20 protein-coding genes are annotated in these 17,622 nt (G+C 66.8%); 16 read left to right on the top strand and 4 right to left on the bottom strand.

The features are described from left to right. Positions 1-37 precede the first annotated feature (37 nt). Positions 38-1,063 (top strand): alpha/beta hydrolase, encoded by a 1,026-nt coding sequence (locus tag ACFVUS_RS17335; protein ID WP_387769921.1) that lies wholly within the window; start codon positions 38-40, stop codon positions 1,061-1,063. Positions 1,064-1,265: 202 nt separating this feature from the next. Then, on the top strand, positions 1,266-2,513 hold the full coding sequence (locus tag ACFVUS_RS17330; RefSeq protein WP_375962917.1) for an Nramp family divalent metal transporter: 1,248 nt from the start codon (positions 1,266-1,268) through the stop codon (positions 2,511-2,513). 117 nt (positions 2,514-2,630) lie between these two features. Here ACFVUS_RS17330 and ACFVUS_RS17325 read toward each other — a convergent pair whose 3' ends face one another. Next, a complete protein-coding gene (locus tag ACFVUS_RS17325) occupies positions 2,631-3,425 on the bottom strand; it encodes an enoyl-CoA hydratase-related protein (RefSeq protein ID WP_387766769.1) in 795 nt (264 codons plus the stop codon). A gap of 126 nt (positions 3,426-3,551) precedes the next feature. Between ACFVUS_RS17325 and ACFVUS_RS17320 the strand changes: the two genes are divergently transcribed. Beyond that, positions 3,552-4,796: a TetR/AcrR family transcriptional regulator gene (locus ACFVUS_RS17320; RefSeq protein WP_387766766.1), complete on the top strand. Its 1,245-nt coding sequence runs from the start codon at positions 3,552-3,554 to the stop codon at positions 4,794-4,796. Here the strand turns inward: ACFVUS_RS17320 and ACFVUS_RS17315 are convergent. Beyond that, positions 4,770-6,248 carry an aldehyde dehydrogenase family protein gene (locus ACFVUS_RS17315; protein ID WP_387766763.1) on the bottom strand — a complete coding sequence of 493 codons (1,479 nt, stop codon included), beginning with the start codon at positions 6,246-6,248 and terminating at the stop codon, positions 4,770-4,772. The genes ACFVUS_RS17320 and ACFVUS_RS17315 overlap by 27 nt on opposite strands. 306 nt (positions 6,249-6,554) lie before the next feature. On the opposite strand from ACFVUS_RS17315, the gene ACFVUS_RS17310 reads away from it, so the two are divergent. The 4 genes from ACFVUS_RS17310 (at position 6,555) to ACFVUS_RS17295 (ending at position 10,436) form a co-directional block, all read left to right on the top strand. Continuing rightward, positions 6,555-7,562 carry an ATP-binding cassette domain-containing protein gene (locus ACFVUS_RS17310; protein WP_387766760.1) on the top strand — a complete coding sequence of 336 codons (1,008 nt, stop codon included), beginning with the start codon at positions 6,555-6,557 and terminating at the stop codon, positions 7,560-7,562. Then, complete coding sequence (locus ACFVUS_RS17305) at positions 7,559-8,368, top strand: ABC transporter permease (protein ID WP_387766757.1); 810 nt, start codon at positions 7,559-7,561, stop codon at positions 8,366-8,368. The genes ACFVUS_RS17310 and ACFVUS_RS17305 overlap by 4 nt, the downstream gene beginning before the upstream one ends. After that, entirely contained in the window at positions 8,365-9,249 is an 885-nt protein-coding gene (locus ACFVUS_RS17300) for an ABC transporter permease (RefSeq protein ID WP_387766754.1), read from the top strand. Before ACFVUS_RS17305 ends, ACFVUS_RS17300 begins: the two co-directional genes overlap by 4 nt. 158 nt (positions 9,250-9,407) lie before the next feature. Then, positions 9,408-10,436, top strand: a complete 1,029-nt coding sequence (locus ACFVUS_RS17295; protein WP_387766751.1) for an SDR family oxidoreductase — start codon at positions 9,408-9,410, stop codon at positions 10,434-10,436. 13 nt (positions 10,437-10,449) lie between these two features. Here the strand turns inward: ACFVUS_RS17295 and ACFVUS_RS17290 are convergent, their stop codons facing one another. Together ACFVUS_RS17290 and ACFVUS_RS17285 are read right to left on the bottom strand one after the other, a co-directional pair. Continuing rightward, the gene (locus ACFVUS_RS17290) at positions 10,450-11,667 is read right to left on the bottom strand and encodes a lycopene cyclase family protein (RefSeq protein ID WP_387766748.1); all 1,218 of its coding nucleotides are present in this window, start codon (positions 11,665-11,667) and stop codon (positions 10,450-10,452) included. Positions 11,668-11,736: 69 nt separating this feature from the next. Further along, complete coding sequence (locus ACFVUS_RS17285) at positions 11,737-12,213, bottom strand: hotdog fold domain-containing protein (protein WP_364641153.1); 477 nt, start codon at positions 12,211-12,213, stop codon at positions 11,737-11,739. A gap of 170 nt (positions 12,214-12,383) precedes the next feature. Here ACFVUS_RS17285 and ACFVUS_RS17280 point away from each other — a divergent pair, with 170 nt between their 5' ends. From ACFVUS_RS17280 to rpsC, 9 genes are all read left to right on the top strand, one after another. Beyond that, a complete protein-coding gene (locus ACFVUS_RS17280; protein ID WP_387766744.1) occupies positions 12,384-12,776 on the top strand; it encodes a hypothetical protein in 393 nt (130 codons plus the stop codon). A gap of 522 nt (positions 12,777-13,298) precedes the next feature. Continuing rightward, complete coding sequence (gene rpsJ, locus ACFVUS_RS17275) at positions 13,299-13,604, top strand: 30S ribosomal protein S10 (protein ID WP_003938093.1); 306 nt, start codon at positions 13,299-13,301, stop codon at positions 13,602-13,604. Between the two features lie 14 nt (positions 13,605-13,618). After that, the gene (gene rplC, locus ACFVUS_RS17270; protein WP_387766741.1) at positions 13,619-14,284 is read left to right on the top strand and encodes a 50S ribosomal protein L3; all 666 of its coding nucleotides are present in this window, start codon (positions 13,619-13,621) and stop codon (positions 14,282-14,284) included. Then, entirely contained in the window at positions 14,281-14,952 is a 672-nt protein-coding gene (gene rplD / locus ACFVUS_RS17265) for a 50S ribosomal protein L4 (RefSeq protein ID WP_387766738.1), read from the top strand. Before rplC ends, rplD begins: the two co-directional genes overlap by 4 nt. Beyond that, entirely contained in the window at positions 14,949-15,254 is a 306-nt protein-coding gene (gene rplW / locus ACFVUS_RS17260) for a 50S ribosomal protein L23 (protein ID WP_309231514.1), read from the top strand. Before rplD ends, rplW begins: the two co-directional genes overlap by 4 nt. Positions 15,255-15,287: 33 nt before the next feature. Next, complete coding sequence (rplB, locus tag ACFVUS_RS17255; RefSeq protein WP_387766734.1) at positions 15,288-16,118, top strand: 50S ribosomal protein L2; 831 nt, start codon at positions 15,288-15,290, stop codon at positions 16,116-16,118. Between the two features lie 14 nt (positions 16,119-16,132). After that, complete coding sequence (gene rpsS, locus ACFVUS_RS17250; RefSeq protein ID WP_364641140.1) at positions 16,133-16,414, top strand: 30S ribosomal protein S19; 282 nt, start codon at positions 16,133-16,135, stop codon at positions 16,412-16,414. Continuing rightward, positions 16,411-16,812, top strand: a complete 402-nt coding sequence (gene rplV, locus ACFVUS_RS17245; protein WP_067519526.1) for a 50S ribosomal protein L22 — start codon at positions 16,411-16,413, stop codon at positions 16,810-16,812. Before rpsS ends, rplV begins: the two co-directional genes overlap by 4 nt. After that, positions 16,813-17,619 carry a 30S ribosomal protein S3 gene (gene rpsC / locus ACFVUS_RS17240; protein WP_067571121.1) on the top strand — a complete coding sequence of 269 codons (807 nt, stop codon included), beginning with the start codon at positions 16,813-16,815 and terminating at the stop codon, positions 17,617-17,619. Positions 17,620-17,622: the final 3 nt, after the last annotated feature.

Genomic DNA, 17,622 nt, shown 5'->3' with positions numbered 1-17,622 from the left:
GCTCGGTGGTCGTCGGCGCGGTGCCCGAACCGCCGCCCTGCTCGCCGCAACGGCAGTGCTGACCGGCTTGGTGGCCGGCGTCGGCGGGCCGAGTGCCTCGGCCGACCCGATCATCGACAGCAAGAAGCTGCTCGCCGATCCCGTCGCACCGGACGGATCGAAGATCACCAAGGCGGAAATGAAGGACGGCCGCAACATTCGGCTGTACGTCTACTCCGCCGCCATGGACGCCACCTACCCCGTCGATGTGCAGCGTCCGGCCGACGCCTCCGAGGCGCGCCCCACGCTGTACCTGCTCAATGGCGCGGGCGGCGGTCAGGACGACGCCTCCTGGCAGAAGAAGACCAATATCGTCAACGGCTTCCTCGCCGACAAGAACGTCAACGTGGTCCAGCCCATCGGCGGTAAGTGGAGCTACTACCAGGACTGGCAGGACGACGACCCGACCCTGGGCCGCAACAAGTGGCAGACCTTCTTCACCGAGGAACTGCCCCCGCTGATCGACGGCGCGCTCGGCACCAATGGCGTCAACGCCATCGCGGGCATCTCCACCTCCGGCACCACCGTGCTCTCGCTGCCCGAGGCCAAGCCCGGTCTGTTCCGCGCGGCCGCCGCCTACAGCGGTTGCGCGCAGTTCGCCGATCCGGTCGGCCGCGAGTTCATGCGCCTCACCGTCGAGACCTGGGGTGGCGGCAAGCTCGAGAACATGCACGGCCCCGAGGATTCCCCGGCCTGGGCCGAGAACGATCCGGTCATCCACGCCGAAAAGCTGCGTGGCACCGACCTTTACATCTCCTCGGGCAGCGGCCTGCCCGGTCAGTACGATGCGCTCAACGGTCCGTACGCACTGCCCGGCGCCTACGGTCTGGCCAACCAGCTGATCATCGGCGGCGCCATCGAGGCGGGCACCAACTACTGCACGCACAACCTGCAGGCGAAGCTGGACTCGCTGGGCATTCCGGCGACCTACAACTTCCGCGCCACCGGAACCCACTCGTGGGGTTACTGGAATGACGAGTTCATCAACTCGTGGCCGGTGCTGGCCCGCGGGCTCGGTGTCTGAGATCCACCCCCGGCGGCCGTGAGCCGCTGAACGATACGAGACGAATGCCCCGGCGAATACGCCGGGGCATTCGGCGTTGTTGGGCGGGGTGGGTGGTGGCGAAACCGCCGGGTCGGTCTCTTTCTGTGTGTCCGGTAACAGCTCCGGTCTTTTTTCTGGGGTAGCTCTCAACAAAAAGTTCGGTAACCCTTAAACTATTGTTGTGAGTACCAGCCTGACCGAACCGCGCTCGACGTTCCAGCGAGCGAGATCGGCCACGGTCCTGCTCGGCCCGGCCTTCGTCGCCGCCATCGCCTACGTCGACCCCGGCAATGTGGCATCCAATATCAGCGCCGGAGCCAAATTCGGCTACCTGCTGGTCTGGGTCATCGTCATGGCCAATGTGATGGCGGGACTGGTGCAATTCCTGTCCGCCAAACTCGGCCTCGTCACCGGCATGTCGCTACCGGAAGCGGTGCGCGACAAGGCCGGTCGCAAAACCCGGCTCGCCTACTGGGCGCAGGCCGAAACCGTCGCCATGGCAACCGATCTCGCCGAGGTCGTCGGCGGGGCCATCGCGCTGAAACTGCTGTTCAACCTGCCGCTGCTGCTCGGCGGCGTCATCACCGGCATCGTCTCGCTCGGCTTGCTGCTGGTGCAGAACAAGCGCGGACAGAAGCCGTTCGAACGCGTCATCACCGGCATGCTCGCGGTCATCGCCATCGGATTCCTTGCCTCGGTGGTGATTTCACCGCCCTCGGCGTCCGGGACCATCGGCGGGCTGGTGCCGCGCTTCGACGGCAGCGAGAGCGTGCTGCTGGCCGCCGCCATGATCGGCGCGACCGTCATGCCGCACGCGGTCTACCTGCATTCCGCGCTCGCCCGCGACCGGCACGGCAGCCCGGAACCGGGTCCGGCGCGCGCCCGGCTGCTGCGCATCACCCGCTACGACGTCGGCCTGGCCATGCTGCTCGCGGGTACGGTCAACCTGGCCATGCTGCTCATGGCCGCCGGAACCCTGCGCGGGCGCGAGGATGTCGACTCGCTCGAATCCGCGCACGCCGCGGTGCGGGACACCCTCGGCCCCGCCGCCGGACTGCTGCTCGCCATCGGCCTGCTTGCCTCCGGCCTCGCCTCCACCTCGGTCGGCGCGTACGCGGGCGCGATGATCATGGAGGGCCTGCTCAACCGGACCATTCCGCTGCTGGTCCGCCGCCTCATCACACTGATCCCGGCCCTGGTCATCCTCGCCATCGGCGTGGATCCCACGCAGGCCCTGATCATTTCGCAGGTGGTGCTGTCCTTCGGCATCCCCTTCGCCCTGATACCCCTGGTCCGCTTCACCGCCGATCGCAACCTCATGGGCGATGACGTCAACCCGCGTCTCACCACCGCCCTGGCCTGGCTGGTCGCCCTGATCATCTCGGCCTTGAACGTGGCCCTGATCTACCTGACGGTCACTGGAAAGTAGGCCGCAGTCGCAGGTGTGGATCCCGGCCAAAAGCGCGCCGGGATGACGGGTGATGCGCATCCCCTCGTCATCCCGGCATGTTTTTGGCCGGGATCCACACGGCGCGAAGCAATTCCGCTATTCGGCGAAGACGGCCTTGCGCTTGCCGAGCATGGCGGCCGCGCCCTCGGCGAAGTCGGGGGCCTGCAAAAGCTCTGTCTGGCCGGTCTTTTCGGCTGCCAAGGCGGCGTCGAGGGAAGTCAGGGTCGCCGTGTTGAGAGCGCGCTTGGTGAGTTCGAGGGCGCGGCGGGGGCCGTGCGCGAGCTTGGCCGCGGCGGCTTCGACCTTCGCATCGAGCTCGGCCGCGCTGTAGACGCCGGTGATCAGGCCGCGGCGCACGGCTTCGGCGACCGGCAGGCGATCGCCCAGCAACGCCATTTCGGCGGCCAGCGGGCGACCGGCCGCGGCCGCCACCATCGCTGCCGCACCGCCGTCCGGCATGAGGCCGATATTGATGAATGCCAGCAGCAGGTACGCCTCTTCGGAGGCATAGGTGAGATCGGCGGCGAGCGCGAACGCCACGCCGACACCGGCGGCCGCGCCGCGCACCCGGGCGATCACCGGGATGGGCGCGTCCACGATCGCCTTGATCATGGAGTTCGCCGCGTCCATGGTCATTTCCGGGGTGATGCCGCGCGTCTTCTCGCCCGGCGCGGCGGCCAGATCCGCGCCGGTGCAGAAGTCGCCGCCGTCGCCGGTGAGTACGATCACCCGGACCGCCGGATTCTCATATGCCGAAAGCACCGTCCCCGCGAGCCCGACCATGGTGTCGTAGTCCAGGGCGTTCTTGCGCTTGGGATTCGTGATGGTGACACGCAGCACCCGGCCGTCCAGCACAGCGGTGTAGCCCGGGGTCGTCGCAGTGTTGCTCATGTCTGCTCCTGCTCTGCGTGCGGTGCGAATCGCGGCGCAATGTGTTCAGCTGTGCGAATTGTGGTTAACTTAGGTGGATCCGTCCGGCACTGTCAACAGCCGGTGCCGTTGAGAAGGAGAAAGTGCATGGTCGCCGATCGCAGCGAAGCAGGACTCGCTTCCGCGCGACCTTCCGGCGACCCCGGCCCCCGGCGACGGCCCAAGAATCGCAAGGCCCAGATTGTCGGCGTGGCCGCCCGAGCATTCGCTGAGCGGGGCTATCACCCGGTCGGCGTGGACGAGATCGCCGCCGAGGTCGGCATTTCCGGGCCCGCGCTGTACCGGCACTTCAGCAATAAATACGCCATGCTCGTCGCCGCCGCGGAGATGGGCGCACAGCAACTCCTCGACGCCGCCAAGGCCGCCGACAATCCGAAGCTGGAAGCGGAACCGCGACTCACCGCGCTGATCCGCGGCATTACCGAGTACACCATCGAGGTGCGGCGCGAGGGCGGCCTCTACCGCTGGGAACGGCGCTACCTGGAGCGCGATGACCGCGCCCGCATTCGCGTCATCTACGCCGAACTGCATGAGACCGTCGCCGCCGCCATCGCCGAGCTGTACCCCGACGCCGATCCCGCCGATGTCATGCTGCGCTCGGCCGCGGTGCTCTCGGCCATCGGCAGCGTCACCGGACACCGCACCGCACTGTCCAACGCGCGAATCGTGGCGCTGCTCAACGACATCTGCTGGGACATCCTGCGCGCCGAACTACCCCCGCCGCCCCCGCCGGTCACCGGCGACGCGATCGTGCGCGGACTGCCCGTCATCTCCAAACGCGAACAGCTGCTCACCGAGGCCATTCGGATCTTCGGCCGGCAGGGCTATCACGAATCCAGCATCGAGGAGATCGGCGCGGCCGCGGGCATCAACGCCTCCAGCGTCTACCGCTACTTCAGCAGTAAGGCCGATCTGCTCGCCGCCGCCTTCCACCGCACCGGCGAACGCGTGGCCATCGCCAATGCCGAAGCGCTCTCCGAGGCCACCGGCCGCGCCGACGCCGCGGTCCGCATCGCCGAACGCTTCGCCCGGATGACCTTCGCCATGCCGGAGATCCTGCCGGTGTACTTCGCCGAATTCTCCAATCTGCCCGCCTCCGAACAGCATCGACTGCGCTCGATCCAGCGGCAGAACGTGCTGGAATGGGCGAACCTGCTGGACGGCGATCAGGTCGAGGCCCGCTTCCGGGTGCATGCCGCCATCGGCCAGGTCATCGACGTCGGCCGTCGCCTGCGCTTCGATGCGCGCCCCCAGCAGCTCGCACGGGTGCGCGCGCTGATGAGCGCGGTGCTGCTGGGGACCGAATCAGACGCGGTGGCGGAGCCGGAATAGCGCTCGCGCCATACGCAGTCGCTGTGGATGATTATCGAAGGTGCCCAACGGATCTCGGTGCCGCTGTTCGGTAATCAACTGCGAGCGGGAGAATTCCAGCAGTGACTTCGGATCGCGGATGCGACCCGGACCGTTCACGCCGTAGACGGGGGTGGCGTTGACCGTCACCAACCCGGTGCGCAGCCGATCCGCGAATTCCGGGACACTGCGCACATCGCGGGTGAAAACCGCTACGGGCAGCGATCTTTCGGGCGCGTTGACGCGTTCGGCCGCCTCATCCATATCGGCCACCCGATTGACCACGAGTACCGGACCCACCGCCTCGCCGGTAATGGCGATGCTGGTTTCGGGGACGTCGGTCAGCACCACCGGCTCGATATAGGGCTCGCGAATCGATTCCAGGCTGCCCACCACGGCACGGCCGCCCCGGGTGAGCGCGTCCCGGACCTGGCGGCGCACCACATCCAGTTGCGCGTCCAGCACCATCGGCCCGTACGAGGCGCGGCGATCGGCGGCGGGACGCAGCGCGCGGGCCTGCTCGGCGACGAGTTCCAGGAACGGCTCGTACACCGAGTCGGCCACGTAGACCACGTGCACCCCGGCCGGATGCTGTCCGGAATGCGCCATGGCACCGTGCACGGCCGCCGCGGCGGCGGTGTCGAGCCGGGCGTCGACCTGCACGATCATCGCCCCGCGACCGCCCTGTTCGATGACCAGGGGGGTGCCGGACTGGGCGCACAACGCCGTCACCTCGCGCGCTCCCGCGAGCGAACCGGTGTAGGCGATCTTGTCCAGCTGGGCCTTGCACAGTGCGGCGGCGGTGCCGCTGTCGCCGGTAACCACCTGCAGCACAGGCTGACTGGGAGAGAGCCGATTCCAGCTGTCCGCCAGCCAGGCGCCGACGCCCGGGGTGAGCTCACTGGGTTTGAACACCACGGTATTACCCGCCGCCATCGCGCTCGCGATCGAATTCATCGGCGCGAGAACGGGATTGTGCCAGGGTCCGAGCACGCCGACCGCGCCCAGCGGCAACTGCCCGATGGAGCCGGGCCGATCGCGGCGGAACCGGGTCGCGGTGCGGGTGGTGCGGCTCAGCGTCCGCTCGGCATGGCGGGCAACCCAATCCAGATGTTCGACCGCCAGGGTCACCTCGACGGCCGCGTCCAGGCGCGGTTTGCCGGTCTCATTGCCGATCAGTTCGACCAGATCCCGGGTACCGCGCGCGACGGCGCGCTTCCAATCCAGCAGCCAGCGCTTGCGCCCGGCGAAATCCAGTGCCGCCCACCACTGTTCGGTGGTGCGGGCGGCGCGCACGGCGCGCGTCAGCTCACCGGCGCCCATAATCGCGAAATCACCCACGACCTCCCCGGTTCGCGGGTCGTACGAAGTAAGGACCTTGGCGCGGCCCGTTCCCGTGCGCGCCGCCCGTGGCTGCTGCGCAGACTCGGCCATGGTTACCCTCTCGTGGCCATCGAAACACTCCCCTCCTCGTCAGACTATGGTTCCGCGCACACCCCGGACAAGGTGCGGAAATTCGACCAGACCGCCCGGTCTGGCTCTGGATCAGCGGCTATTCGGAAACCCATTGGTTTGTGGCCAAGGTCACGTTTGTCCGGCAACTGCTGAGGCAAAGCAACGACCCAGTTTCCGGACGGCCGGTAACATCGCGCGCGACGGAGTGGATCATCCCCGAGGGGATGTGGGGACCCGCCGCCCGGGGCGACTCGAATTGCCCGCCCAGCCGATAGTGGAGAGTTGATGCCGAGCTTGGACAAACCGGATTCGCCGCAAACCGTGACAGCAGTACGCGACGGGAGCGAACCGGCCGTATACGTCGAAGACGTACGCAAATCGTTCGGCGACGTGCACGCCCTGCGGGGCATCAGTTTCACCGCCGCCCGCGGCCAGGTGCTCGGCATCCTCGGACCCAACGGCGCGGGCAAGACCACCTGCGTCAAGATCCTGTCCACCCTGCTGCGTCCCGATTCGGGCATCGCCAAGGTCGCCGGACACGATGTGCGCAAGGACGCCGCCGCGGTACGCCGGTCCATCATGATGACCGGGCAGTACGCCGCTCTCGACGAGAACCTCTCCGGTCGCGAGAACCTCGAACTGTTCGGACGGCTCATGGGCCTGCCGCGCAAGGCCGCCCGCCAGCGCGCCGACGCCCTGCTCGAGGAATTCGACCTCACCAGCGCGGGCCGCCGCGCCGTCCGGCACTACTCCGGCGGTATGCGCCGACGCGTCGACATCGCCTGCGGACTCGTGGTGCGACCCGAAGTGGTGTTCCTCGACGAACCCACCACCGGACTCGACCCGCGCAGCCGCCAGGGCGTGTGGGATCTGGTCAACGCGCTCAAGACACAGGGCATCACGGTACTGCTGACCACGCAGTACCTCGAGGAAGCCGATGTGCTCAGCGACAACATCATCGTCATCGACAAGGGCACCGTCATCGCCGAAGGCACCGCGGACGCGCTCAAGGAGAAGACCGGCGGCAGCTACTGCGAGGTCGTGCCGCTGGATCCGACCCACCTGAGCCGGGCCGCCGACGCGCTCGGCGATCTCGTGCCCGCCGGCGTGCGCGCCGAAGTCAATGGCGGCGACCGCCTTTCGATTCCGGCGCCCGAAGGGGCCGCGACGCTGGCCGAGGCGCTGCGCCGACTCGACACCGCCGGAATCGAACTCGCCGATATCGGACTGCGCCGCCCCTCGCTCGACGACGTGTTCCTCTCGCTCACCGGGCATTCGGGCGGCACCCAATGAGCGCGCCCGCCGTAGAGCGCGCCGATCTCTTCGCCGGACTACCCAAATCCAAGCCGAACAGCTTCGGACAGTGGCGCGCGCTCACCGGCCGCATCCTGTGGGTGATGGCCACCAAGGGTGAACTCGCCTTCGCCTGCGTCACCCCGCTGGTGCTGACCCTCGGCTTCTACCTGCCGCTCAAGTACGTGATGAACTTCCGCGGTATCGACTACGCGCAGTTCGTCATGCCGATCATCGTGTTGCAGACCATGTCCGTGACCATGATGTCCAATGCGCAGATGGCCGCGTTCGAGGCCATGACCGGATTCAACACCCGATTGCAGACCATGCCGGTCGGCAAGATGGTGCCGCTGCTCTCGCGCATCAGTGCGGGCATGGTGCGGTCCATCGTCTCGCTGGCCGCCGCCATCGGCTGGGGCCATACGATCGGCTTCCACTTCGTGGCCGGCTGGGGACAGACCGTATTGTTCTGCGCCTTCTCCCTCGCGGTCGGCACCGTGCTCGGCATCGGCGCGGACGCGCTCGGCTCCCTCACCAAGAGCCCCGAATCACTCAGTCAGGCATTGACCCTCCCGACGCTCATCTTCGGCATGCTGTCCTGCGGGTTCGTGCCCGAATCCGGCTTCCCCGAATGGGTTCGGCCGTTCGTGCGCAATCAGCCCATCTCGCAGTTCTCCTTCGCCATGCGCGATATGGCCGCGAACGGCGTGACCTGGGACGTGTTTTGGGTGCCGCTGCTGTGGGTGGTCGGCGCCGCGGTGCTGTTCACCCCCGCCGCGGTCTGGGCGAGTATGAGGCGGTCATGAGTTCTGTAGTCGAGGCCGGCACGTTCGAGGGCGATGTGGAAACGGCCGAAAAAGGTTCCTGGGCAGGGCATCAGCCGCTACCCAAGGTGCGCCCGCGCAATGAGCGCGCCATGCTGGTGTGGCTGGAACAGAGCCTCGTCCAATGCAAGCGGCTGCTGATCGGCTGGGCGCGCGACCCCGCGACCACCATTCAGACCATCGTGTACCCGGCCGCCACGCTGATCATGTTCCGCATCGTGCTGGGTGATTCGATCACCTCGGCCACCGGCGAACCCAGCATCTACGGCACCGTGCCGATGGTCATGTTGGTCGCGGCCATGTCCGGATCGGTGGTGTCCGCGCTCGGGTTCAAACAGGAGAAGGTCACCGGCCTGCTCGGGCGGTTCTACACCATGCCCGTGCACCGGGCCGCCGGACTCACAGGGCGACTGCTCGCCGAGGCCATCCGCGTGCTGGCGACCTCGCTGATCGTGCTCGCGGTCGGTCTGTGCCTGGGCTTCCGATTCTGGTTCGGCCCAGCCGCTTCCATCGCCATGCTGTTCATCCCGGTGCTGTTCGGCATCGGTTTCGCGGTGCTGGTCACCGCGATCGCCACCATCACCGAGGGCGTGCTGCTGGTGCAGGTCATCGGCGTCATCAATACCCTGCTGATGTTCTTCAACACCGGTTTCGTACCGGTCTTCGCGTACCCGACCTGGTTGCAGAAGACCGTCGAGAACCAGCCCATGAGTACCGCGATCGACGCCATGCGCGGGCTCGCCTACGACGGGCCGATCGCCATGCCGCTGATGAAGACCGTCGCGTGGGCGGTCGGCATGGTGCTGGTATTCGGGTATCCGGCGATCCGCGGCTACCGCCGGGCGGCCGAGACCGGCGCCTGATCGTTCGCTGACTCGGGGCGGTACTCGGTGCACACCGGGTGCCGCCCCGTCGTCGTTCCCGCGGTGGTCAGAGTGTGAAAATGCGTCTCGCATGCGAGCTTTGAGCCGATTGCGGAGGCGCAGTGAGAGTGTGGCGCGCGTCACGCTAGGGTATGCGCATGGCTTACCTGGTAACCGGGGCAACCGGGTTCATCGGTCGGTTCCTGGTTCCTCAACTCCTCAAACACGGTGCCGACGTCCACGTACTGGTGCGCCCCGGCGAAGACTCCGTACTGCGCTTCAACCGCTGCCTGCGCGGCTGGGACGCGGGCGACCGGGTGCGCGCCGTACGCGGTGACCTCAGCGCGCCCGGTGTCGGCATCGACCCGGACTGGATTGCCGCGCACCGGGGTTCGATCGAGCACGTCTTCCACCTGGCCGCCGGACTCGACTCCGTCGCACCCGGCGGCGGCACCCGGCGCATCGCCGAACTCGCCGCGCGGCTGGAAGCGAGCCTGCTGCATCATGTTTCGACCGTGCAGATCGCGGGCGGCTGGGACGGATTGTTCACCGAGGACATGTGCGATGTCGGACAGGTACTCGGCTCGCCCTACCAGCGCGCCATGCTCGACGCCGAAAAGGCCGTGCGCGATCAGGACGGGGTGCCGTGGCGGATCTACCGGCCCTCCATCGTGATCGGCGATTCGCACACCGGCGAGATCGACCGCATCGACGGGCCCTACTACTTCTTCCGGCTGCTGCGCATGGCCGCGCAACTGCCGCGCATCCTGCCCGTGGTCTCCCCGAAACTCGGCACCACCAATATGGTTCCGGTCGACTACGTGGTGCGGGCGCTCGATCACATCGCGCATCGGCCCGGCGGCGGGGGAGCCACCTACCACCTGTCCGACCCGCGCGAACAGAGCGTCGCCGAGGTCTTCAACCTCTTCGCCGACGAGGCGGGCGCACCGCATCTGATGGAGGTGCTGCCCAAGCAAACCCTCGACGTGAGCCTGCGCGTACCCGGGATGAACTGGGCGCTGCGCCAGGTCGGCGTACCCGCCGAGGTCATCGAGCACAGCGAATTCAGCTGCCACTTCGATTCCCGGCAGGCGCAGGCCGCGCTCGCCGGAACCGATATCAAGGTGCCGCCGCTGGTCGGCTACGCACCCATCATCTGGAAGTACTGGATCGAGAACTGGGTGTGAAACGCGCCCGGGCTCAGGACGTAGGCGTCTGCTGCTGCCCCGGCAACTCGGCGCGCGGCTCGGGACGGCCGTAATCCCAACCCACCCAGCGATTTCGGTTGCGCCAGCCGACCAGGTCGTAGCGCCAGTTGAACGGCCAGGTGCGCGCGACCGTCATGAACAGCACCCCGCCCAGCGCGCTGTAATCGTCATGGGCGGACAGCAGTGCGCGCTGCTGCCGCGGCGATCCGGTGAAGAACGCGTCGAACATCGAGATCGACTGTTCGGTGGTGAGCCGCCCCAGCCCGTACACCCCGCGCATCCGCATCCAATAGACCAGCCGCGCCTGCCACGGCCACAGCGCCGCGATCGGATCCTCGCCCCGGCGCACGGCATCGACGGCGGTATCCACCAGCGCCAGCGAATCCGCCACGCTGTACCCGGTGCAGGGGTGCATCATCCCGCCCCGGGAGCCGAACGGAATCACCTGTCCCGCACCGGCTTTCGGTGGGGCGTCATCCAGCGGGTAATGCGCGGCCTCGGTGGGCTCGGCACCCGTCAGCCGAATCCCGTGCCGCGCCAGCCGATGCAGCGTCCGCTTGCGCAATTCGTGCTGCGGCATACCGCCGCGCAGGCCGAGGCTGGTCTCCTCGAAAACCACGGTGCCATCACCCAGCGGCATGGCGTAGAGGAAGGACGGCGGCTCACCCGTGCCCGCGCCGTTCTCGTCCCGCCAATCCAGCAGCAGACCCTCGCCGGGCGTGACCATCGGCGCGGCCACTTCCTCGCGCACGAAAATCCCATGCGCGGCAGCGGTTCTGCGCTGACCCGGCGCCGCCTGGCCGCGGGTGTCGAACACCGCCTCGGCCCGAATCTCGGTGCCATCGGCCAACTCCACCAGATGCGCCTCGACCACGGTGGCCCGCCCGGTGATCACCGTCGCGTCATCCAGGGCCAGTGCGGCTTTCAGCCCCGGCTTGGACAGCACGCAGTACGGCCGATCGATCACATGCTCGGCCTCGGTCCACACCACCGGACGCTCGACCCGGCTGGCAATCACGCTGCGCGGCAACCACTCCGGCAGTTCATCGATCCAGCAGGAGAACGTCGGCGGCCACAATCGCTCCGGCCGCGGATCCACCGCGACGACCTTCAGCCCGGCGGCCATGGCCCGATGCGCCAGCGCCTGCCCCGTAGGCCCGAGCCCGACGACACAGACATCCGCCACCCCATTACCCGCCAGGCCACTCATACTTCGCATTCAAACAGCCCCGCCCCGGAACCGATAGGTCCGGGGCGGGGTGGTTTCGAGTGTTATGCCCTACTTCGGCGTCACCCAGGTGGTGATATCCGCGTGCACGACCTCGAGGCCGGACTTGTCGTAGATGGAGACCGGAACCACCAGGTTCTGTCCCTCGGTGATCGACGGGAAGTCGGGGAGTTCGGGCAGCTTGGCCACCGCGCGCAGGCTGGAATTGGCCTTGGCCAGGTACTGCACGTTCATGGCCTTGGGAATCCAGCGGTGCGTGTCCGGGACGGTGGCCTCGGACAGCATGCCCATGGCGACCTCGGCGAGATTGCATGCGGCGATCGCGTGAAAGGTGCTCAGGTGGTTGTGAATACCGAACCACTTCGGCGCGGTGACCTCGCACAGTCCCGGTTCCAGGCGGATCACGGTCGGGAGCACGGTGCCGAAGTAGGGGACGCGCGCGACCATGCCGAGGGAGAAAAGGGTGTGGCCGAGCCGATTGTCCGGCAGCTTCTTCCAGCCGCGGTAGGTGGCGGTCTCTTTCGTCATACCGCGTATCTTACTCAAAAGTAAGTTATCCGGAAGTAGCCACCGGGCAAACCCCAGCTCGACCAGCAAAGCGAGCGGTTGCTTGGTAAGTTGAAACGCTGCGTGAAGGGCGCGGCTGGGGCCGGCGACATTTCGCCGGCACGGGTCGGGGAAATGGAGTTCGGAAAAACATGCGTATTCGCACCACCGCCGCCGCGCTGGGAATCGCCTTGGCGGGAGCGGCGTTCGCCACCGTCGCGGGAGCGGGCTCGGCCTCGGCGATCACGCCGATCATCGATCCGGGTAACGGCGTCTACCTCGCGGTCCTGTTCGACCGCGGTGAGACCGCCGCATTGAACGGCACCCCCATTCCGGGCCTGCTCGACCGAGTGGCTCCGGATGGCCAAACGCTCATGGTCATCGATCCCGCTTCGCGGCTGCCGCAGGATGACCAATCCGTCTACGCGAGCGTCCCGGACGTCGTCGGCGAGGCCGCCGCGCGCCGCGGGGTGTTCGGTATCGGTTGGTACAACCCCGAGTTCAACGCGGGTTACCCCGTTCGGGTTGTCGAAATTCTGCCCTGATCGAGCTATCGCGGGCGTCGTTGCGGCGCCCGCGTTTTCGCCCAATGCGACGCGCCCGGGCGGCGACACCCCGTGGTTGAAGAGTCACTCGCGTCGGCGGTTGTGACCTGCCCCATCGCGTTTCCGGTGCGGTGGGGGGTCGATTTGAAGTCCCCCATAGCCGTGGGGCATACTGTTCAGGTTGCCCGCACCAAGTTGTGCCTTCCTATGGGAAAGTCGCAGGTGGTGACGGGGAAGCAAGACCCACTCTTGTACCTCGCCGTTTAGGCGCGGGTGCTTCCGGGACAAGGTTCCAAGGCTCAGAGATCACTCGGGCCGAAGAATGAGCGGATGGGCGACACGCCCGACCGCGTGGACCGGACGGAACCATGACAGATGAACAGCGGCGATGGATTAGGTCCCAGGTGGGCCGGTCGTGTGGTGGCTGATGCGTCTTCGTGTGTTCGGGCTGTGCAAATGAGGGTGTTTCGGGAGCGAAAGCTCCTGGGGCACAAACGTTAAGCGGAGAAAAGGACACTCAGCGTGGCGGGACAGAAGATCCGCATCAGGCTCAAGGCCTACGACCATGAGGCGATCGACGCGTCTGCGCGCAAGATCGTCGAGACGGTGACCCGTACCGGTGCCCGTGTCGTCGGCCCGGTGCCGTTGCCCACCGAAAAGAACGTGTACTGCGTCATCCGTTCGCCGCACAAGTACAAAGACTCGCGCGAGCACTTCGAGATGCGTACGCACAAGCGGCTGATTGACATCCTCGACCCCACGCCGAAGACGGTTGACGCGCTTATGCGCATCGACCTCCCGGCCAGTGTCGACGTCAACATTCAGTGACGGGGATTCCAGATATGACTGACAACAAGAGCAGGCCGGCTGCCGGCATCCTGGGAACCAAGCTCGGTATGACCCAGGTCTTCGACGAGAAGAACCGCGTTGTTCCGGTGACCGTCGTCAAGGCCGGTCCGAACGTCGTGACCCAGATCCGCACCGCCGAGCGCGATGGCTACGCCGCCATCCAGATCGCTTACGGCGCAATCGATCCGCGCAAGGTGAACAAGCCGGTTTCCGGCCAGTTCGCCAAGGCCGGTGTCACCCCTCGCCGCCACATCACGGAGATCCGCGTCGCTGACGTGGCTTCCTTCGAGGTCGGCCAGGAAATCGGCGCGGAAGCGTTCGAAGAGGGTGGCTACGTCGACGTGACGGGCACCTCCAAGGGCAAGGGCTTCGCGGGCACCATGAAGCGTCACGGCTTCAAGGGCCAGGGCGCCTCGCACGGCGCGCAGGCTGTGCACCGCCGTCCCGGTTCCATCGGTGGTTGCTCCACCCCCGGCCGCGTGTTCAAGGGCATGCGCATGTCGGGCCGGATGGGTAGCGACCGCGTGACCACGCAGAACCTGACGATCCACAAGGTGGATGCCGAAAACGGTCTGCTGCTGATCAAGGGTGCGATCCCGGGCCGTCGCGGCCACGTCGTGATCGTCAAGAGTGCAGTGAAGGGTGGTGCCCGGGCATGAGCACCGAGACCAAGACCAACCTGACGCTCACGGTCAAGGCCGCTGGCGGCAAGACCGAGGGCACCGTCGAGCTCCCCGCGGAGATCTTCGACGTAACCGCCAACATCGCGCTGATGCACCAGGTCGTCGTGGCCCAGCGTGCAGCGGCTCGCCAGGGCACGCACGCCACCAAGACCCGCGGTGAAGTCCGCGGTGGTGGCCGTAAGCCTTACCGCCAGAAGGGCACCGGCCGCGCCCGTCAGGGTTCGACCCGTGCGCCGCAGTTCGCCGGTGGTGGCACCGTCCACGGCCCGCAGCCGCGCGATTACAGCCAGCGTCTGCCCAAGAAGATGAAGGTCGCCGCGCTGCGCGGTGCCCTGTCGGACCGGGCGCGCAACGAACGCATCCACGTGATCACCGAACTGGTCCCGGGTCAGACCCCGTCGACCAAGGTCGCCAAGAGCTTCCTCGCCGAGCTTTCGAGCCGCAAGCAGCTCCTGATCGTCGTCGGCCGCGAGGACATCGCCACGTGGAAGAGCGTCGCGAACCTGCAGAACGTGCACCCGATCGCTCCCGATCAGCTGAACACCTATGACGTGCTGAAGGCCGATGAGGTCATCTTCTCCGTCGAGGCGCTCAACGCCTTCGTGCACGGCCCTGCCGAAGCTGCACAGGAGGAGAGCAAGTGACCACGATCGCCGACCCCCGCGACATTCTGCTGGCGCCGGTCATCTCCGAGAAGTCCTATGGACTGATCGAAGAGGGTACGTACACCTTCATCGTGCACCCGGACTCCAACAAGACGCAGATCAAGATTGCCGTCGAGAAGGTCTTCGGCGTCACGGTGACCAGCGTCAACACCGCTAACCGTCAGGGCAAGCGCAAGCGGACCCGCGCCGGTTACGGCAAGCGCAAGAACACCAAGCGCGCGCTCGTGACCCTCTCGGCCGACAGCAAGCCCATCGAGATCTTCGGAGGCCCGGTCGCGTAAGCGCCTGGGAATCCAGAAAGTAGAGAAGAACTCATGGCAATTCGTAAATACAAGCCGACTACCCCGGGTCGTCGTGGCGCTTCGGTTTCGGACTTCGCCGAAATCACCCGCTCGACCCCCGAGAAGTCGCTGCTGCGTCCGCTCACCAAGACCGGTGGTCGTAACGCCCAGGGCCGCATCACCACTCGTCACAAGGGTGGTGGCCACAAGCGTGCCTACCGCGTCATCGACTTCCGTCGCCTCGACAAGGACGGTATCCCGGCCAAGGTCGCTCACATCGAGTACGACCCGAACCGCACCGCCAATATCGCCCTCCTGCACTTCGCTGATGGCGAGAAGCGCTACATCATCGCGCCCAAGGGCATTGCCCAGGGCACGCCGATCGAGTCCGGCACCGGCGCGGACATCAAGCCCGGCAACAACCTGCCGCTGCGCTCGATCCCGACCGGTACCACCATCCACGCGGTCGAACTGCGTCCGGGTGGCGGCGCCAAGCTGGCTCGTGCCGCGGGTATGAGCATTCAGCTGCTGGGTAAGGAAGGCGCCTACGCCGTCCTGCGTATGCCTTCCGGTGAAATCCGTCGCGTCGATGTGCGCTGCCGCGCCACCATCGGCGAGGTCGGCAACGCCGAGCAGTCGAACATCAACTGGGGCAAGGCCGGCCGTATGCGCTGGAAGGGCGTCCGCCCGACCGTCCGTGGTGTCGTCATGAACCCGGTCGACCACCCGCACGGTGGTGGTGAAGGTAAGACCTCCGGTGGTCGCCACCCGGTCTCGCCGTGGGGTAAGCCGGAAGGCCGCACCCGCAAGCCCAACCGTCCCAGTGACAAGCTCATCGTCCGCCGCCGCGGCAAGAAGCGTTAAGGAGGAGGTTAGACATGCCACGTAGCCTGAAGAAGGGCCCGTTCGTCGACGGCCACCTCCTGAAGAAGGTGGACGTTCAGAACGAGAAGGGCACGAAGCAGGTCATCAAGACCTGGTCGCGTCGTTCCACCATCATTCCCGATTTCATCGGTCACACGTTCTCGGTCCACGATGGCCGCAAGCACGTGCCGGTGTTCGTGTCCGAGAACATGGTTGGACACAAGCTCGGTGAATTCGCGCCGACGCGGACGTTCCGCAGCCACGTCAAGGAAGATCGGAAGAGCAAGCGGCGATGAGCACTGAAACTCAGAATCAGACCGCGCGCGCAACCGCCAAGCACGTGCGCGTGACGCCCATGAAGGCTCGTCGTGTCGTGGACCTGGTCCGCGGCAAGCGTGTCGAGGACGCGCTGAACATCCTGCGGTTCGCCCCGCAGGCTGCCAGCGAGCCGGTCGCCAAGGTTGTCGCTTCGGCGGCCGCCAACGCCGAGAACAACCTCGGCCTGAACCCGGCGACCCTGGTCATCTCGACGGCGTTTGTCGACGAGGGCGCGACCATGAAGCGTTTCCAGCCGCGTGCCCAGGGCCGTGCGTTCCGGATTCGCAAGCGCACCAGCCACATCACCATCGAGGTCGAGAGCGTGCCCACTGCCGGCGCTGCCACTCGTAGCCGCCGGAAGGGAGGGGCAAAGTAAATGGGACAGAAAATCAACCCCCATGGCTTCCGCCTCGGTATCACCACCGACTGGAAGTCGCGTTGGTACGCCGATAAGCAGTACAAGGAATACGTCGGCGAAGACGTCAAGATCCGCAAGCTCCTCTCCACCGGTATGGAGCGCGCGGGCATCTCGAAGGTCGAGATCGAGCGCACCCGTGATCGCGTCCGTGTGGATATCCACACCGCGCGTCCGGGCATCGTGATCGGCCGTCGTGGCGCCGAAGCCGACCGCATCCGTGCCGAGCTGGAGAAGCTCACCGGCAAGCAGGTGCAGCTGAACATCCTCGAGGTCAAGAACCCCGAGTCGGATGCGCAGCTCGTTGCCCAGGGTGTGGCCGAGCAGCTGTCGAACCGTGTGGCGTTCCGTCGCGCGATGCGTAAGGCCATTCAGTCGGCCATGCGTTCGCCGAACGTCAAGGGCATCCGCGTGCAGTGCTCGGGCCGCCTCGGTGGCGCCGAAATGTCGCGCTCGGAGTTCTACCGCGAAGGCCGTGTGCCGCTGCACACCCTGCGCGCGGACATCGACTACGGCCTGTACGAGGCCCGCACCACCTTCGGCCGTATCGGCGTGAAGGTGTGGATCTACAAGGGCGACATCGTCGGTGGCAAGCGTGAGGTCACCGCGACCGCAGCGCCGGCCGGCGACCGTGATCGCCCGCGTCGTGAGCGGCCGAGCCGCCCGCGTCGTTCGGGTGCCCAGGGCACAACCGCGACCAGCACTGAGGCCGGGCGTGCCGCGACTGCTGTCGCGGAGGCTCCGGCTGAGACGACCCAGGAGGGCTGACCT

The sequence above is a fragment of the Nocardia sp. NPDC058058 genome (assembly GCF_042885355.1).
GTDB lineage: Bacteria > Actinomycetota > Actinomycetes > Mycobacteriales > Mycobacteriaceae > Nocardia.
Note: the sequence above shows the minus strand (reverse complement) of the source record. Positions and strands in the feature narration are given on the sequence as shown.